The sequence below is a fragment of the Micromonospora sp. CNZ286 genome, from assembly GCF_014207755.1.
The window spans coordinates 3,805,828-3,821,725 of the sequence record NZ_JACHIZ010000001.1; the positions used below are offsets into that span (position 1 = coordinate 3,805,828).

At 74.1% G+C, this 15,898-nt stretch carries 15 protein-coding genes; 10 read left to right on the top strand and 5 right to left on the bottom strand.

What is annotated here, in order from left to right:
* The first annotated feature begins 92 nt into the window (after window positions 1-92).
* From FHX31_RS17280 to FHX31_RS17315, 8 genes are read left to right on the top strand one after another with little or no spacing between them, the layout of a single operon-like run.
* The gene (locus tag FHX31_RS17280; protein ID WP_123109865.1) at window positions 93-878 is read left to right on the top strand and encodes a B3/B4 domain-containing protein; all 786 of its coding nucleotides are present in this window, start codon (window positions 93-95) and stop codon (window positions 876-878) included.
* A complete protein-coding gene (locus FHX31_RS17285; protein WP_123109835.1) occupies window positions 875-2,110 on the top strand; it encodes an ATP-grasp domain-containing protein in 1,236 nt (411 codons plus the stop codon). Before FHX31_RS17280 ends, FHX31_RS17285 begins: the two co-directional genes overlap by 4 nt.
* Window positions 2,101-3,324, top strand: a complete 1,224-nt coding sequence (locus tag FHX31_RS17290) for an MFS transporter (RefSeq protein WP_184976771.1) — start codon at window positions 2,101-2,103, stop codon at window positions 3,322-3,324. The genes FHX31_RS17285 and FHX31_RS17290 overlap by 10 nt, the downstream gene beginning before the upstream one ends.
* A 29-nt stretch (window positions 3,325-3,353) precedes the next feature.
* A complete protein-coding gene (locus FHX31_RS17295) occupies window positions 3,354-4,658 on the top strand; it encodes a TrpB-like pyridoxal phosphate-dependent enzyme (RefSeq protein WP_013285745.1) in 1,305 nt (434 codons plus the stop codon).
* 57 nt (window positions 4,659-4,715) lie between these two features.
* Window positions 4,716-5,420 carry a flavodoxin family protein gene (locus FHX31_RS17300; protein ID WP_041784324.1) on the top strand — a complete coding sequence of 235 codons (705 nt, stop codon included), beginning with the start codon at window positions 4,716-4,718 and terminating at the stop codon, window positions 5,418-5,420.
* On the top strand, window positions 5,410-5,757 hold the full coding sequence (locus tag FHX31_RS17305) for a cupin domain-containing protein (RefSeq protein ID WP_013477221.1): 348 nt from the start codon (window positions 5,410-5,412) through the stop codon (window positions 5,755-5,757). The genes FHX31_RS17300 and FHX31_RS17305 overlap by 11 nt, the downstream gene beginning before the upstream one ends.
* Entirely contained in the window at window positions 5,754-6,098 is a 345-nt protein-coding gene (locus tag FHX31_RS17310) for a chorismate mutase (protein WP_013477222.1), read from the top strand. Before FHX31_RS17305 ends, FHX31_RS17310 begins: the two co-directional genes overlap by 4 nt.
* Window positions 6,095-7,558, top strand: a complete 1,464-nt coding sequence (locus FHX31_RS17315) for a UbiD family decarboxylase (protein WP_013285741.1) — start codon at window positions 6,095-6,097, stop codon at window positions 7,556-7,558. The genes FHX31_RS17310 and FHX31_RS17315 overlap by 4 nt, the downstream gene beginning before the upstream one ends.
* On the opposite strand, the gene pdxR is transcribed toward FHX31_RS17315, so the two are convergent.
* Entirely contained in the window at window positions 7,503-9,011 is a 1,509-nt protein-coding gene (pdxR, locus tag FHX31_RS17320; protein WP_013477224.1) for a MocR-like pyridoxine biosynthesis transcription factor PdxR, read from the bottom strand. The genes FHX31_RS17315 and pdxR overlap by 56 nt on opposite strands.
* 140 nt (window positions 9,012-9,151) lie before the next feature.
* Window positions 9,152-10,771 carry a cellulose binding domain-containing protein gene (locus FHX31_RS17325; RefSeq protein WP_184976772.1) on the bottom strand — a complete coding sequence of 540 codons (1,620 nt, stop codon included), beginning with the start codon at window positions 10,769-10,771 and terminating at the stop codon, window positions 9,152-9,154.
* 339 nt (window positions 10,772-11,110) lie between these two features.
* Here FHX31_RS17325 and FHX31_RS17330 point away from each other — a divergent pair, with 339 nt between their 5' ends.
* Window positions 11,111-11,968, top strand: a complete 858-nt coding sequence (locus tag FHX31_RS17330; protein WP_184976773.1) for a hypothetical protein — start codon at window positions 11,111-11,113, stop codon at window positions 11,966-11,968.
* Between the two features lie 52 nt (window positions 11,969-12,020).
* Here FHX31_RS17330 and FHX31_RS17335 read toward each other — a convergent pair whose 3' ends face one another.
* The gene (locus tag FHX31_RS17335; RefSeq protein ID WP_013285737.1) at window positions 12,021-12,491 is read right to left on the bottom strand and encodes a hemerythrin domain-containing protein; all 471 of its coding nucleotides are present in this window, start codon (window positions 12,489-12,491) and stop codon (window positions 12,021-12,023) included.
* A 234-nt stretch (window positions 12,492-12,725) separates the two neighbouring features.
* On the opposite strand from FHX31_RS17335, the gene FHX31_RS17340 reads away from it, so the two are divergent.
* Window positions 12,726-13,892, top strand: coding sequence for a serine hydrolase domain-containing protein (locus FHX31_RS17340; protein WP_184976774.1), 1,167 nt, complete (start codon window positions 12,726-12,728; stop codon window positions 13,890-13,892).
* Between the two features lie 60 nt (window positions 13,893-13,952).
* Here FHX31_RS17340 and FHX31_RS17345 read toward each other — a convergent pair whose 3' ends face one another.
* Together FHX31_RS17345 and FHX31_RS17350 are read right to left on the bottom strand one after the other, a co-directional pair.
* A complete protein-coding gene (locus FHX31_RS17345; protein ID WP_030268785.1) occupies window positions 13,953-14,606 on the bottom strand; it encodes a response regulator transcription factor in 654 nt (217 codons plus the stop codon).
* Window positions 14,594-15,820, bottom strand: coding sequence for a sensor histidine kinase (locus FHX31_RS17350; protein ID WP_184976775.1), 1,227 nt, complete (start codon window positions 15,818-15,820; stop codon window positions 14,594-14,596). Before FHX31_RS17350 ends, FHX31_RS17345 begins: the two co-directional genes overlap by 13 nt.
* Window positions 15,821-15,898 lie beyond the last annotated feature (78 nt).

Here is a 15,898-nt window from a genome sequence, read left to right on the forward strand (position 1 = left end):
CTCACCGGATCGGCGGGGATTGGCCACAACCGGTGGCGGCCCCGCTTCGTACGGTCGGGGCGACCGTGTGAACCGAACCGACGGGGATGACGATGACCCAGCTCAGCGACGGCGCCGACCGGCTGTCCGTCCGCATCGACGACCGGGTGACGGCGAGCGTGCCGGACTACGTCCTCGGCCTGCTCGCCGTGCCGGCGATCGAGGTCGGGCCGGCCCACCCGGCCGTGGCGGAGCGGCTGACCGCCGCCGAGGACGCGCTGCACCGGGCCGGCCTGGACAAGGCCGGGGTGTCCGAGCTGCCGGGCATCGCCGGGTGGCGGGCGGCGTACCGGGCGGTGGCGGTGAACCCGAACCGGTTCCCGTGCGCCGCCGAGTCGATCGCCCGCCGGGTGGCCCGGGGCGACCGGCTGCCCCGGATCAACGCGCTCGTGGACCTCTGCAACGCCGTCTCGCTGGACTCGGCGCTGCCGGTGGCCTCCTGCGCGGTGGACGGCATCGGCGCGCTCGCCGTCCGGCCGGCCGACGGCACGGAGGCGTACCTGCCGCTGGGCGCGCCCGATGCGCCGGAGCGGCCCGAACCGGGCGAGGTCGTCTACGCCGACGACCACGGGCGGGCCCACTCCCGGCGCTGGAACTGGCGCCAGGGCCACCTGGTCCGCACCGACCTGGGCCGGCGGCGGCTGCTGCTCACAGTCGAGGCGGCCCATCCGGGCGGCCGGGCGGAGGTGGAGGCGGCGCTGGACCGCCTCGACGCCGTGCTCGGCGAGCTGACCGCCGCGCCCCGCCACCGGGCGGTGCTGGACCGGGAGGCCCGGGACGCTGCGTTCCCTGTCGAGGCCCCGCTCAGCCCCGCCGGCACCCCGGGGGTCCGCTCGTGAACCGCGCGATCCTGATCGTCTACCGGCCCGCGGCCGGCCGCTACGCCGCCCAGTTCCGCAGCGTCGTCGCCGCCGCCACCGACCTCGGCGTGGACAGCGTGGTGCTGCTGCCCACCGGCGGGCCGGCGCCGGAGACCGCCGGGCTGCCCTGCCACCGGGCCGATCTGGACGACCCGGAGGCGGTCCGGGCGGCGGTGGCGGCGATCGTCGCCGACCGTCCGATCGAGCGGATCTTCCCGCTGTTCGAGGGCGACGTGCTGACCGCCGCGCGGTGCCGGCGCGACCACGGCATCCCCGGCCTGGACCCGGAGCAGGCGCTCGCCTTCCGGGACAAGAACGTGATGCACCGCCGGGCCGTCGAGCTGGGCGTGCCGGTGGCCCGCTCCTGCCGCCCGGACACCATCGGCGCGGTCGCCGAGTTCGCCGCCGAGGTGGGCTGGCCGGTCGTGGTCAAGCCGTACGCCGGCTGGGCCTGCGGCGACACCCACCGGGTGGACTCGGCCGACGACCTGGCCCGGGTGTGGCCGCTCGTGGCCGACGCGCGCCACGACTACCGGGTCGAGGAGTACGTCCGCGGCGCGGAGTACCACGTCGACTCGCTGCTGCGCGACGGCGAGGTGGTCTTCGAGCAGCTCTCCCGCTACACGTACTCGGTGCTGGAGTTCCGCGACGAGCCGGGCGGCACGATCTCCCGCAAGCACGACCTGACCCCCGCCGAGCAGCGCATCCTGACCGCCAGCGCGGGGCTCCTGCGCGGCTTCGGCATGCATACCGGGGTCGCGCACGTGGAGTTCTTCCTGCGCGACGACGGCGAGGTGGTCTTCGGCGAGGCGGCGGCCCGGGCCGGCGGCGGATCGATCGTCCCGGCCATCGAGGCCGGGCGCGGCATCAACCTCGCGGGCGAGTGGTGCCGGCTGGAACTGGACCCCGGGCACCGGCCCGCCGCCGCGCTGGGCGCGGAGACCGGCACCGAGTACCTCTGCTCCGACCGGTACGGCCGGATCACCGCGATCACCACCGCCGACGAGCTGCGGGCGCTGGACTCGGTCCTCGACGCCGATGTGTGGAAGGGCGTCGGCGACGTGCTCGCGCCGCCGACCGCCTCGAACGACGTGCTCGGCTGGTACGTCTGCGAGGGCCGGGACTTCGACGACGTGCGGGCCCGGTTCAAGACCATCCGGGACGCCTTCCAGGTGCGTACCGAACCGGCCGGGGAGGCGTCATGTGGCTGAGCCGGTTCCGGGCGCTGCCCCGTCCGCTGCGGATGCTGGTGCTCGCCTCCTTCATCAACCGCGCGGGCATGTTCGTCTTCCCGCTGCTCGCTGTATACCTGGTGCGCAGCCGAGGGCTGAGCACCGGCGAGGCGGGTGTGCTGATCTCGGTCGGCAGCACCGGCCTGCTCGCCGGGAGCCTGCTCAGCGGCCCGGTCTGCGCCCGCGCCGGCCGGCGGGCCGCGCTGGTGTCCAGCCTGCTGCTCAACGCGGCCGGCTACCTCGGGCTGGCGGTGCTGGACGGCCCGCCGTGGACGTACGCGGCGCTGCTGTTCGTCGCGCTCGTCGGCATGGGCATGTTCGCGCCCGCCGCCAACACGCTGATCGCCGACCTCGCCGAGCCGGAGCAGCGGCCGTTCGCGTACACCGTCAGCTACATCGCCAACAACCTCGGCATGGGCGTCGGGCCGCTGCTGGGCGGCCTGGCCGCGGCGTACTCGTACGGCCTGATGTTCGCCGGGAACATCCTGCTCGGGCTGCTCGCGGCGCTCACCATCCGGCTCAGCGTGCCCGCCGACACCGGCCGCGCCGCGGCCGGGACACCGGCGAAGACCGGGCTGCGCCGGGCGGCGCTGCGGCGCGACCTGGACGTCGCGGTGCTGGTGGTGCTCTCGTTCTGCTACGTGGCGCCGCTGATCGGGCTGGAGTACACGCTGCCGCTGGCGGTCACCGGGGTGCTGAACTCGTCGGTGGCGGTGGTCGGCGCGGTCTACACCATCAACAGCATCGTCGTGGTGGGCGCCGGCATGCTGATCGAGAAACGGATCAAGGCGTACCCGACCCGCACGCTGCTCGTCGTCGCCGGCCTGCTCTGGTCGGCCGGGATGGCGGTGCTGGTGTTCGCGTTCTCACTGCCCGCGGTGCTGCTGTCCACAGTCGTCTGGACCCTCGGCGAGATCATCGCCTCGGTGGTGGTGCCCACCTACATCGCCGACCACGTCGAGCCGCGCCGGGTCAGCGCCTTCATGGCGCTCAACGGTTTCGTGCTCAGCTCCGCCCGGCTGGTGGTGCCGATGGGGCTGGGCTTCGTCTGGCAGGCGCACGGGCACCAGCCCGTGCTGCTCCTGCTGCTGCTGACCCCGCTGGCCGGCGTCGTCGCGTTCGCAGCGCTGCGGATCCGACCCGAGGCCCGGCCGGTGCCGGAGCCCGCCGCGCCGGCCCCCGCCCGTCCCTGACCCGCCCGACCCCTCACCGGAAGAGGCCCATGACCGCCACGAAGTTCGTCCTGCCCGAGAGTGACATCCCGACGACCTGGTACAACGTGGTTCCCGACCTGCCCAAGGGGCTGCCGCCGATGCTGCACCCCGGCACCCGGGAACCGATCACCCCGGCCGACCTGGCGCCGCTGTTCGCCTCCGAGCTGATCGCGCAGGAGTTCTCCACCGAACGGGACGTGGACATCCCCGGCCCGGTGCTCGACATCTACCGGCAGTGGCGGCCCAGCCCGCTGATCCGGGCCCGCCGGCTGGAACGCGACCTGGACACCCCGGCGCGGATCTACTTCAAGTACGAGGGGGTCAGCCCGGCCGGCAGCCACAAGCCGAACACCGCCGTCCCGCAGGCGTACTACAGCAAGCTCGACGGGGTGCGGCGGCTGACCACCGAGACCGGCGCCGGCCAGTGGGGCAGCTCGCTGTCGATGGCGTGCGCCTACTTCGACCTCGAGTGCGAGGTCTTCATGGTGCGGGTCAGCTACGACCAGAAGCCGTACCGGCGCGGCCTGATGGAGACGTTCGGCGCCTCGGTCACCGCCAGCCCCAGCGACCGTACCGAGGCCGGACGGGCGGTGCTCGCCACCGACCCGGACTCCCCCGGCAGCCTCGGCCTGGCCATCTCCGAGGCGGTGGAGGCCGCGCTGCACAGCGGCGGCGCCGCCCGGTACGCGCTCGGCTCGGTGCTCAACCTGGTGCTGATGCACCAGACGATCATCGGGCAGGAGGCGCTGGCGCAGATGGGGCTGGCCGGCGACTACCCCGACGTGGTGGTCGGCGCGGCCGGCGGCGGCTCCAACTTCGCGGGCCTGGCCCTGCCGTTCCTGCGCCGCCAGCTCGACGGTGGTCCGGCCGTCCGGTTCCTGGCCGCCGAGCCGGCGTCCTGCCCGTCGCTGACCCGGGGCAGCTACGACTACGACTTCGGCGACACCGCCGGGCTCACCCCGCTGGCAAAGATGCACACGCTCGGCCACGACTTCCGGCCGCCCGCGATCCACGCCGGCGGGCTGCGCTACCACGGCATGGCGCCGATCGTGAGCGCGCTGAGCGAGGTGGACCTGATCGAGGCGCGGGCGGTGCCGCAGACCGCCTGCTTCGAGGCGGGCGTGCGGTTCGCCCGCAGCGAGGGGATCGTGCCGGCGCCGGAGTCCAGCCACGCGGTGCGGGTCGCCGTGGACGAGGCGCTGCGCTGCCGGGAGACCGGCGAGGAGAAGGCGATCCTGTTCTCCCTGTCCGGGCACGGCCACTTCGACATGCAGGCGTACATCGACTATTTCGCCGGAAAGCTGACGGACTGACACCGGCCGGGACGCGGCGCGGTGCGGCGCCGCGTCCCGGCCGACGAGCCCTCGGGGGTGCGATTGCCCAGCGAAGCAGCCACCATCCTGGCCATCAACGGTTCCGAACGGGCGGGCGGCAACACCGACCTCGCGGTCGCGCACGCCGGACGCCTGATCGCCGAGCGCGGGGCCGTCCTGCGCACCATCCGGCTGCGCGAGCACCGGATCTCGCCGTGCAGCCCGTGCGGCGACTGCAACAGCCGTACGCTGCCGTGCACAGTGGACGACGACGTCCCCGCCCTGGTGGAGCAGATGGTCCGCGCCGACGGGCTGATCTACGCCGCGCCGGTGCACGGGTTCGGCCTGGCCCACCTGATGCAGATCTTCATCGAGCGGGCCGGGGTCGGCTATCTGCGCTTCACCCGCCCGCTGGCCGACAAGGTCGGCGGCATCATCGTCACCGGACGCCGCTACAGCGACTCGTCGGTGCACAACCAGATCGTCAACAACCTGCTGCTCAACCGCATGATCCTGGTGGGCAGCGGCTTCCCGGTCCTGCTGCGCAACACCACCGGCACGCCCGGCCTGACCGACCCCGAGGGTGTCGACGCGCTGGAGCGCATGGTGCACCGCATGGTCGACATGGTGCAGCTGCTCAAACGCCACCAGCGGGTCACCGGCGGCCCGGTCCTGCCCTCGCGGGACCGCAACGAACGCGTGCCGCGGCCCCGCCGCGCCGAATCCGTACCGACCAGAGGAGACAGCGAGAGTGTCCACTGAGCAGGCGACCGTTCCGGTCGGCATCGACTTCCCCGCCACCGAGTGGGAGAAGTGGGACAAGCCCGGCGCCGAGGGCCGGGTCAAGATCGCGTACGTCGGGGGGCAGCGGCTGCGCCTGCTGGAGCTGCCCGCCGGGTTCGACGAGCACCACTGGTGCCTGCGCGGGCACACCGGCTACGTGCTGCGGGGCGAGTTCACCATCCACTTCCGGGACCGCTCGGTGCCCTGCCGCCCCGGCATGGGCTTCGTCATCCCGGACGACGAGGAGCACCGCTCCCAGGGCAGCGCGGACGAGCCCACTGTCGTGTTCGTGGTCGACCGGGTCGACCAGCCGTGAGCGACGCCCCCGCCGGCGCGGCCCGCATCACCGAGCTGCGGGCCGCCGTGGACCGGCTCGACCAGCGGATCGTCGAGCTGCTGGCGGTCCGTACCCGGGTGGTCCGGGAGCTGACCGCGCACAAGTCCGACGAGGCGGCCGTGCGGTCGCCGGACCGGGTCCGGCAGGTGCTCGACCGCGTCGCCGAGCTGGCCGGCCGGCACGGCATGCCGCCGGAGGTCGCGGTGGCCACGTACCGCACGCTGATCGAGGAGCTGACCCGGATGCAGCTGGACATGCTGGCGGACCGCCGTGCCGCCGGGACGGCTCCGGCCGCCCCGGCGGCGCCGGAGCGGCGATGACCGGCGGCCGGGCACCCGTCGACCTGCGGCACGCGCTCGCCACGCTCGACCCGCTGCCCGGCGAGCTGGTCCGGGTCGCCGAGGAGCTGCCCGCCCGCTACGGCGTCTCCGCGCACTACGCCCGGTGGGCCGGCGCGCCCGCCGCGCCGCCCACCGGCCCCGGCCCCGCGGTGCTGTTCGACCGGGTACGCCCCGCGCACGGCCCCACCCGGGCCGTGCTGATGGGCCTCTACGGCACCCGGCGCCGCGCCGCCGGGCTGCTCGGTGTCACCCCGGCCGAGCTGCCGCACCGGCTGCTCGACGCGGTGGCCGCGCCCCGGCCGCCGGTGCCCGCCACCGACCCGGCGCGCTGGCCCCGGCATCGGCTGCCGCTGGATCTCACCGCGCTGCCGGTGCCGGTGCTCACCGACGAGGACGCCGGCCCGTACCTGACGCTCGGGGCGGTGCTCGCCACCGATCCGGACACCGGGGTACGCAACCTGTCCGTGCACCGGATGTGTGTCCAGGGTCCGGACACGCTGACCATCTGGATGGTCCCCGGCCGCGACCTGGAACTGGCCCACCAGGCCGCGTTGCGCCGGGGCGCGGCGCTGCCGGTGGCGATCCACCTCGGACTCGGCCCGGCAGTCCTGCTGTCGTCCTGCTGCCCCACCTCGCTGGTGCCGCCGGACCTGGACGAGCTGGCGGTGGCCGGGGCGCTCGCCGGCCGGCCGGTCGAGCTGCTGCCCTGCACCACTGTGGATGCCGAGTTCGTCGCGCACGCCGAGTACGTCATCGAGGGCGAACTGCTGGCCGAGCATGCGCCGGAGAGCCGGCACGGCGCGGTCGCCACCCCGGAGTTCCTCGGCTACCAGGGCCGCGCGCACCCGTCGCTGCCGCTGATCCGGGTCACCGCGATCACCGCTCGGGAGAGCCCGATCCTCCAGGCCGTGTCCGGGCCCGGGCACGAGCAGTCGGTGCTGCTCGGCTTCGGGATGGAGGCCGCGGTGCTGGACCTGCTGCGCCGCCGGGGCACACCGGCGCTGGCCGCGCACTGCCACACAGCCGGCGGCGGCCAGCTCATGGTGGTGCTCCAGTGGCCGGCCAAGCGCGGCCCGGCCGACGACGACGCGGTACGGGACGCGGCGGAGGCGGTGCTGGACGGCTTCCGGATGGCCAAGCTGGTGCTCTGCGTGGACGAGGACGTCGACATGGAGTCCGACCAGGACCTGTGGTGGGCCATGGTGACGCGGTTCCAGGCGGACCAGGATCTGCGTGTACTGGCCGACCGGGAGGGCTTCCCGCTCGACCCGAGCCAGCACACCGGCTACTCCCGGTCGCTGTCCGCCGACGGGCGCACCGCGAAGGCGGTGTTCGACTGCACGGTGCCGTACGCCCAGCGGGACCGGTTCCGCCGGCCCCGGTTCACCGAGCCGTCACTTCCCGTGCCGCGCCGGCCAGCAGCGCCACTCCCTCGCTGATCCGGGCGGTCGGCAGCGCCGCGTACCCGATCAGGAACGTCGGCTCCGACGGCGGGTGGGTGACGAAGTAGCCGGAGGCGGGATAGACCCGCACGCCGCGCGCGGCGGCGGCGCGCACGATCGCCGCCTCGCCGGCGCCGGGCGTGCCGCCGAGCGTGACGAGGACGTGCAGCCCGGCGGCGGCGCCGGAGACGCGCACCCCGGCGCCGAAGTGCTCGTAGAGCGCCTCCAGCAGCCGGGCCCGGCGCTGCCGGTAGAGGCGGTCCATCCGGGCGATGTGCCGGGCGTACGCGCCGGAGTCGATGAACTCGGCGAGCGCCTCCTGGGTCAGCGTCGGGGTCAGCCGGTCGGTGATCCACTTGATGCCGAGGAACGGCCGGACCAGGTGCGGGGGCAGCACCGCGTAGCCGATGCGCAGCGACGGGAACAGCGTCTTGCTGAAGCTGCCGACGTAGGCCACGTCGGCGCCCTGCGGGTCGGCGGCGAGCGACGGCAGCCGTTCGGCGGCGAACGTGAACTCGTTGTGGTAGTCGTCCTCCAGCACCGTGACGGCGTGCTCGCGTGCCCAGCGCAGCAACGCCCGCCGTCGCCGCTCGGACATGACGAACCCGGTCGGGAACTGGTGCGACGGTGTGACGTAGACCAGGCGGACCCGGGCCGGGTCCAGGCCGTGGCCGCGTACCCGGTCCTCGATCTCGCCGACCCGCAGCCCTTCCTCGTCGACCGGCACGGGCACCACGGCGGCCCGGGAGTAGCCGAAGATCTGCCGCAGCACGGTGTGGCTGGGGTCCTCGATCACCACCACGTCGTCGGGGCCGACGAGCAGCCGGACCAGGATGTCCATGGCCTGGGTGGCACCGCTGGTGACAATGGTGTGCTCGCGGGCGACGTCGAGCGCCCGGCTGCGCCGCAGCAGCGCGGCGATCTGCGCGCGCAGCGCCGGTGAGCCCTCCGCCGGGCCGTAGCCCAGCGCCACCGCGTCGGCCCGGCTCACCGCCGTGGCGAGCGACTGCCGCCAGCGCGCCACCGGAAAGCTCGCCAGCGCCGGGGTGCCGTGCCGGAAGTCGTACGCACCGTCCGGCCGGTGCATGGGTGCCGGCTCCCACGGCCGCCACAGCGGGCTGCCGGCGTCGGTGGGCAGCGGCGGTTCGGGGCGCAGCGGGGCGCGGGCCGGCGGGTCGCGGTGCGGCAGGTCGGGCAGGGCGTCGCTGACCCGGGTGCCGGAGCCGCGCCGGGAGGTGAGGACGCCGTTGGCGCGCAGCAGCTCGTACGCGCGGGTGACCACGGTGCGGGAGACGCCGAGCTGGTGGGCCAGTTCCCGGCTGGGCGGCACCGGATCGCCGGGGCGCAGTCGGCCGGCGCGGACGGATCCGCTGATCTGGTCGCAGAGCTGCTGCTGCAACGGCACCGGGCTGTCCCGGTCGAGCACCACGAGCAGCTGCGACGACCCCACCCGCGACGCTCCCCCACCTAGCCGCCCCCTCCCCGCGATCCTAGTCCCACCCCACCCCCACATCCGGTCGATCATGAAGTTGACGGCGTTCTCGATCTCCGATCCGGCCGCCAACCTCATGATCAACCGAGAGGAGAGGGTCAGAGGGAGACGGGGCGGCCGCCGAGGGTCACCGTGAGGCGGCCGTCGCCGGTGAAGGACCAGGCGAGGGCGCCGGAGTACGTGGAGCAGCGGGAGCCGTTGCTGCCGGACCAGAACTGGTTCGAGCCGTCCACGTTGCCGATTGTCTTGTCGTTGGAGCCGCTGCCGGCGAAGCGGCAGGACGTGTTGCTCCGGAACACCGAGGTGCCGGCGTCGAACGAGAAGTTGCGTTCGGTGTTGTCGATGCTCAGGTTGTTCGAGATCGTCATCGTGCCCGGGTTGCGGTTGTACGTGAACCCGTGCTTGCCGTTGCGGTACGCGATGGTGCGCCGGACGGTGTGGTTCACCGCGATGTCCTCGCCGCCGAGCTTGAAGCCGTTGCGGTCGCCGTTGCCGTTCTGCGTGCCGTTGCTCAGCGTGCCGTTGCTGTAGGCGAGCGAGTCCTCGATGGTCACCGTGCCGATCGCGCCGGTGTCGGACTTGGTGTAGAGGTCCCACCCGTCGTCGATGTTGTGGTGCGACACCGCGTACCGGAAGACGTTGCCGCCGCCGACGGTGAGCTTGGCCGCGAAGCCGTCGGCGTCCTCGCCGTCGGAGTCGGCGTTGTCGTGCGACTCCACGCTGACCATCAGGTTGTTGGCGGGCCACTGGTCGCGGGGCGTGCTGGAGGCGATCCGGGACAGTTGCAGTCCGGTGTCGCGGTTGAAGCGGGTCACCGTCCGCTCGATGATGTTGTTGCTGCCGCCGACGAAGATGCCGTTGTCACCGGCCCGCTCCACCACGAGCCCGCGCACGTGCCAGTACGAGGCGTTCAGCGCCAGTCCCCGGTTGGCCGGGTCCTCGCTCATCGCGGAGAAGTTCAGGATCGGCGTCTCGCCCGGGTAGGCGTACAGGTTCTTGCGGGCGCTCGACGTGCCGTTGTTGCCGGCGGCGACGGTGACCGTCTGGGACAGGTTGTAGGTGCCGCCGCGCAGGTAGATCGTGCCGCCCGCGCCGACGCGGGTGATCGCCGCGGCGATCGTGGTGGGGCTGGCCTGGGTGCCGGCCGCCCCGGCGGTGCCGTTCGGCGCGGCGTAGATCGCGCCGCCGGTCGGCGGCGGCGTGCTGGGCGGCGGCGTGCTCGGGGGCGGGCTGCTGGGCGGCGGCGTACTCGGCGGCGGGGCGCTGGTCGGCGGCGTGCCGGTGGTGGGGGTGACGCCGCCGGTGCAGGTGACACCGTTGACGGCGAACGAGGTCGGGACCGGGTTGCTGCTGTTGTTCCAGGTGCCGTTGAAGCCGAACGACGTGCTCGCGTTGGTGCCCAGGCTGCCGTTGTAGCTGACGTTGGCGGCCCGCACCGAGGCGCCGCTGGCGGTGATCTCGGCGCCCCAGGCCTGGGCGACGGTCTGACCGGCGGCGAACGTCCAGGTGACGGCCCATCCGTTGAGCGGGTCGCCGAGGTTCGTCAGGTTGACGTTGGCGGTGAAGCCGCCGCCCCACTGCGCGGTGACGGCGTAGTCGACGCGGCAGCCGGCGGCCGCCTGCGCGGCGGTCGCGCCGACGGCCAGGCCGGACGCGGCGAGCGCGGCCGTCGCCGCGGCGGACGTCCACAACACCGTACGGCGGTGTCGGTTGATCATGCTGGTCTCCTGCGGGTGGTGGTGCCGTGCCCGCGCCGGCACCGATGCCCTGTCGGTGTCGGGGGCGGGCCTTGATACCCGGACGTCCCACGAACGCTCACGTCTCCCGCGCAGTAAGCGCTTTCAGCGCAGCCTAACGACGGACGTCGATGTGGTCAAACCTCGGTACGCACTGAACGATCTCGACGCGCCGTCCGTATCCACTGCCGACCGGAACATCGGCCGGAACCGCGATGCCGGAGCGGGCACGAGCACGATTCCTCCAGTCGTCACTTCGCACCGTGGAGACGGGGCGGCAGCCGCCGCACCGGCCCTCCCGGTCAACCAGAGGAGAGGTGCATGGCCAGGGGTACGCGCAAGACCGCGGTCCTGAAGCTCGGCGGGGTGGGCGCCCTCGCGGCGCTGTTGTTCGCCGGCGGACTGCAACTGGCGTCGGCGGGCGAGAACAACCGCCCGGCCACCACAGCCGCCGCGCAGACCGTGAACTGCCCGACCGTACGCGACAAGCTGCCCGCCGTCCCCGCTGCGGCGTCGGCCCAGGTGGAACGGGAACTGGCCAACCTGGACCAGGAGATCGCCCGGCAGAACGAGCGGCTGGCCCGGCAGGCGGTACGCCCCGAGGGCGGACCGGCGTTCATCGACAACGCCATCCTCGGCCCGCTGCGCAGCAAGCGCGTCGCCGTGCTCGACCGCATCGAGATCGCCTTCAACCGGATCGGCGCGCAGCGACCTAACCTGGACGCGCTGGCGGCCTGCTCGCTCAACGCCCCGGGCGTGCCGAGCGCCGTCAACGGCGGCGCCGGCCAGAACGGTGCCGGCCAGAACGGCAACGGCAACGCCGGCGGGCAGAACGGCAACGGTCAGAACGGCAACGCGGGCGGCCAGAACGGTAACGCCGGCGGCGCGGCGCGGACCGTCAACTGCCCCCGCGTCGTGCTCCCCGCCGTCCCGGCGGCGGCCGCGGGCCAGGTGCAGGCCGAACTGGCCACGCTGGACAAGCAGATCGCCGAGGCCGACGCCCGGCTGGCCCGGCTCGCGGTACGCCCCGAGGGCGGACCGGCGTTCATCGACAACGCCATCCTCGGCCCGCTGCGCAGCAAGCGCGTCGCGGCGCTCGACCGCATCGAGATCGCGTTCAACCGGGTCGGCGCGCAGCGGCCGAACCTGGACGGGTTCGCCACCTGCGGCCTGAACTGACTGGGACCGGTCGCGGCCCGGCGGTGCGCATCCCGCCGGGCCGCGACAGCGGTCACAACGGCCCGAACACGTCGCCCGGGTCGGCGTCCAGCGAGAGCGTCTCCAGCACGGTGAGCAGTTGCCGTTCCTCGTACCGGAAGTGCGACTCCATGATCGCCGCCACGCCCTCCAGGTGCCGGGCCAGTTCCCCGGGCGGGGCGTCGCGAGCCACCGCCGCGCTCAGCCCGGTCAGCAGGTACCCGATCATCGAGTGGTCCTGCCGCAGCCGGTCCAGCGTGCCGCGCAGCTCCGGATGCCGCGCTGCGATCGCCGGGAAGAGGCTGTGGTCCTCGCCCTCGTGATGCGCGGTCAGCGCCGCGCAGAACCCGTGGCAGAACAACAGCAGCTCACGTGTCGCCGGGCGGGCCGGCTCGCCGTCGGCGAGCGCCCGCCGGGTCACCGCCAGCGCCTCGCGCAGCCGCTCGTGAACGGCGCGCATCTCGCGGCTCCAGGCCACCAGCCTGGTCTGTTCGCCCTCAGCCATGAGGCGAGGGCGAAGGGACGACGAGTGTCATCGTCGTACTCCCTTCGATCCGGCGCCTCCATGCCTGACACGGTCTGCCACCGGCACGCGACGCTGGGCGGAGCCTAACCGGCGGCACCGGCGCCATCAAGTAGTGCCAGCGCTACCCCGGTTCGGCAGCTGGCGGTATGGAGCGCAGGGCCTGGTTCTCCGAGGCTTGAGGCCGTACCCGTTCACCTCCGTCGAGGAGTTCCCATGACCCGCCGTACCTTCCCGGTGGCCGTCGGCGCCGCGGCCCTGCTCACCGTCACCGCGCTGGGTGTGCCCGCCGCGTCCGCCACCACCACCGACGCCCGGCGTCCGGCCGCAGACGCCGTCCAGCAGCGACTGGACGGCCTGGTCGCCGAGCACGGCTTCCCCGGGGCGCTGGCCTCCGTACGCCGCGACGGCCGGGTGCGCGACTACACCGCCGGGGTCGGTGACCTGCGCACCGGCGCCGCGATCCCCCGCGACGCCCGGGTGCGCGTCGGCAGCAACACCAAGACGTTCACCGCCGTGGTCGTCCTCCAGCTCGTCGGCGAGGGCAGCATCGACCTGGACGCCACCGTCGAGCGCTACCTGCCCGGCATGGTGCGCGGCAACGGCAACGACGGGCGGCGGATCACCGTACGCCAGTTGCTGCAGCAGACCAGCGGCCTGCCCGACTACGACGACGTGGTGTTCAGCAAGGCGCAGGACCTGGTGGACCGGCGCAGCGACTACTTCGACCCGCGCCGGCTGGTGGACGAGGCGCTCACCCAGTCGCGGCACTTCCCGCCGGGCGAGAAGTGGGAGTACAGCAACACCAACTTCGTCCTGGCCGGGCTGATCGTCGAGCGGGTCACCCAGCGCCCGGTCGGCGAGGAGATCACCCGGCGGATCATCGAGCCGCTGCGGCTGCGCGACACGTACTGGCCGCAGACCGGCGAGCAGGACCTGCCCGGCCGGCTGCCGCGCGGATACGTGGCGGTGGAGCCGGGCGCGCCGTGGGTCGACGTGACCCGGATGGACCCGTCGCTGGGCTGGGCCGCCGGCCAGCTCGTCTCGACCCCGTCGGACCTGCGGACGTTCTTCGAGGCGCTGCTGGCGGGCAGGCTGCTCGAGCCGGCCCAGCAGGCGGCCATGACGCGTACCGTGCCGGCGCCCGACTTCGAGCCCAGCGGCGTGTGGGAGTACGGCCTGGGCATCGCCCGGCACGAGCTGCCCTGCGGCGGTCACGCCTGGGGGCACGGCGGCGACATCCAGGGCTTCCAGACCCGCAACCTGTCCACCACGGACGGGCGCAGCGCGGTGGTCGCGGTGACCGGGCTGCCGACGAGCATGGAGATGCTGGAGGCGGTCACCAGCACCGTCGACGCGGCCCTGTGCGGCACCCGCCGCTGATCCGCCTCGACACCGCACGCGCGCCGCCTCCCGCGAGGCGGCGCGCGGACGCGCGTGCGTCTACCGCCGGCCGTCGAGATAGCGCAGCACGGCGGTGACCCGGCGGTCGGCGCGGTCGTCAGGCGGCAGGCTCAGCTTCGCGAAGATGCTGCGGATGTGCTTGTGCACCGCGCCGTCGGTGACGAACAGCCGTTCCGCGATCGCGCCGTTGCCCAGCCCTTCGGCCATCAGCGCCAGCACCTCGTGCTCACGCGGCGACAGCTCGGCCAGCGCGGTGTCCGGCCGCCGGTTGCGGGCGAGCAACTGCCCGACCACCTCCGGGTCGATCACGCTGCCGCCGGCCGCGACGCGGTGCAGCGCGGCGAGGAACTCCTCGACCCGGCCCACCCGCTCCTTGAGCAGGTAGCCGAGCCCGGAGGCGCCGACCGAGAACAGCTCGGTGGCGAACGCCTGCTCGACGTACGCCGACAGGACCAGCACCGCAAGGCCCGGCAGGCGGCGGCGGGCCTCGACCGCGGCGACGATCCCCTCGTCGGTGTGCGTGGGCGGCATCCGCACGTCGACGATCGCCACGTCCGGCCGGTGCTCGTCCACCGCGGCCAGAAACTCCCCCGGCGTGCCGGCGGTGGCCACCACGTCCAGGTCCTCGGCGCGCAGCAGCAGCGCCAGCCCCTCGCGCAGCAGCGCGTCGTCCTCGGCGATCACGATCCGCATGGCAGCTCCACGTGCATCCTCGTCGGTCCTCCCGGTGGACTCGTCAGCGTCATCCGCCCGTCGTACGCCTCGACCCGGCGGCGGATGCCGGTCAGCCCGGAGCCACGCGTCTCGTCGGCGTCCCCGCGCCCGTCGTCGGTGACTGTGACGAGCAGGCGGTCCCCCTCCCGGCGCACGGCGACGTCCACCGCGCTCGCGCCGCTGTGCCGGACCACGTTCGTCAACGCCTCGGCCACCACGAAGTACGCGGTGGCCTCGACCGACGCCGCGCAGCGCACGTCGACGTCCACCGACAGGCGGCACGGCACCGCGCACTCCGCGGCGAGTCCGTCGAGCGCCCCGGCCAGGCCCCGGTCGCCGAGCACCGGCGGCAGGATGCCGCGCACCACCGTACGCAGCTCACCGAGCGCCTGCTCGGCCGCGTTCTGCGCGCGTTCCAGGATCTCGTCGGCGCGGGCCGGGTCACGGCGTACCGCCCGCCGCGCGGCGCCGAGCAGCACGTTCACCGCGACCAGCCGGTTCTGCGTGCCGTCGTGCAGCGAGCGTTCGATCCGGCGCAGCTCCACCGCGTGGGCGTCGAGCGCGGCGGCCCGGGTGGCGGTGAGTTCGGCGACCCGCAGCGACAGGTCGAACCCGGGCGGCGGGGGCAGCAGCCGGCGGCCCGGCCGGGCCTGGATCCGCGCCAGGGCCGGCCCGGTCGCGACCGCGAGCACCAGCCACCCGATGCCGAGCACGCCGACAGTGAGCGCGTCGCCGAGTCCGTCGACGCGCCACCAGCCGATCCCCGGCGCACCGGCGTCCGGCGGCACCAGCCGGTACCACAGCGGGAACGTCATGTCCTGCACGGCGTAGATCGGCAGCGCGAGCGCGATCAGCCCGGCGCCGAAGCCGAGCGTTCCGTGGGTGGCCACCCAGCGCAGTTCCCGCCGGACGACCGGGTCGCGCAGCGCCGGGCGCACCCCGGCCGGCACCGGGCCGGGCGACGGGATCGGCGGCCCCCACCGGGACAGCCGGGCACGCTCGCGGTCGGCCACCGACCGCACCGCCCGCAGCATCCCGGGTACGAGCAGCAGTCCGACCCCGCCGACGCAGGCCGCCGCCACGACGACGGCCCCGAACAGCGCGCCGAGCGCCAGCACGGCGGTGCCGAGCCCGCCGACGAGGTGCTCCAGCGCGTCCACCGCGGCGCGGAACCGCCTGCGTACGTACTCCATCCCCGGCCCACCCCCGGCCGCGACGATAGGTCACCGCTGTCGCCGTCCGTCAGGTCCGGGCGCGGAAAGTACAGCCTG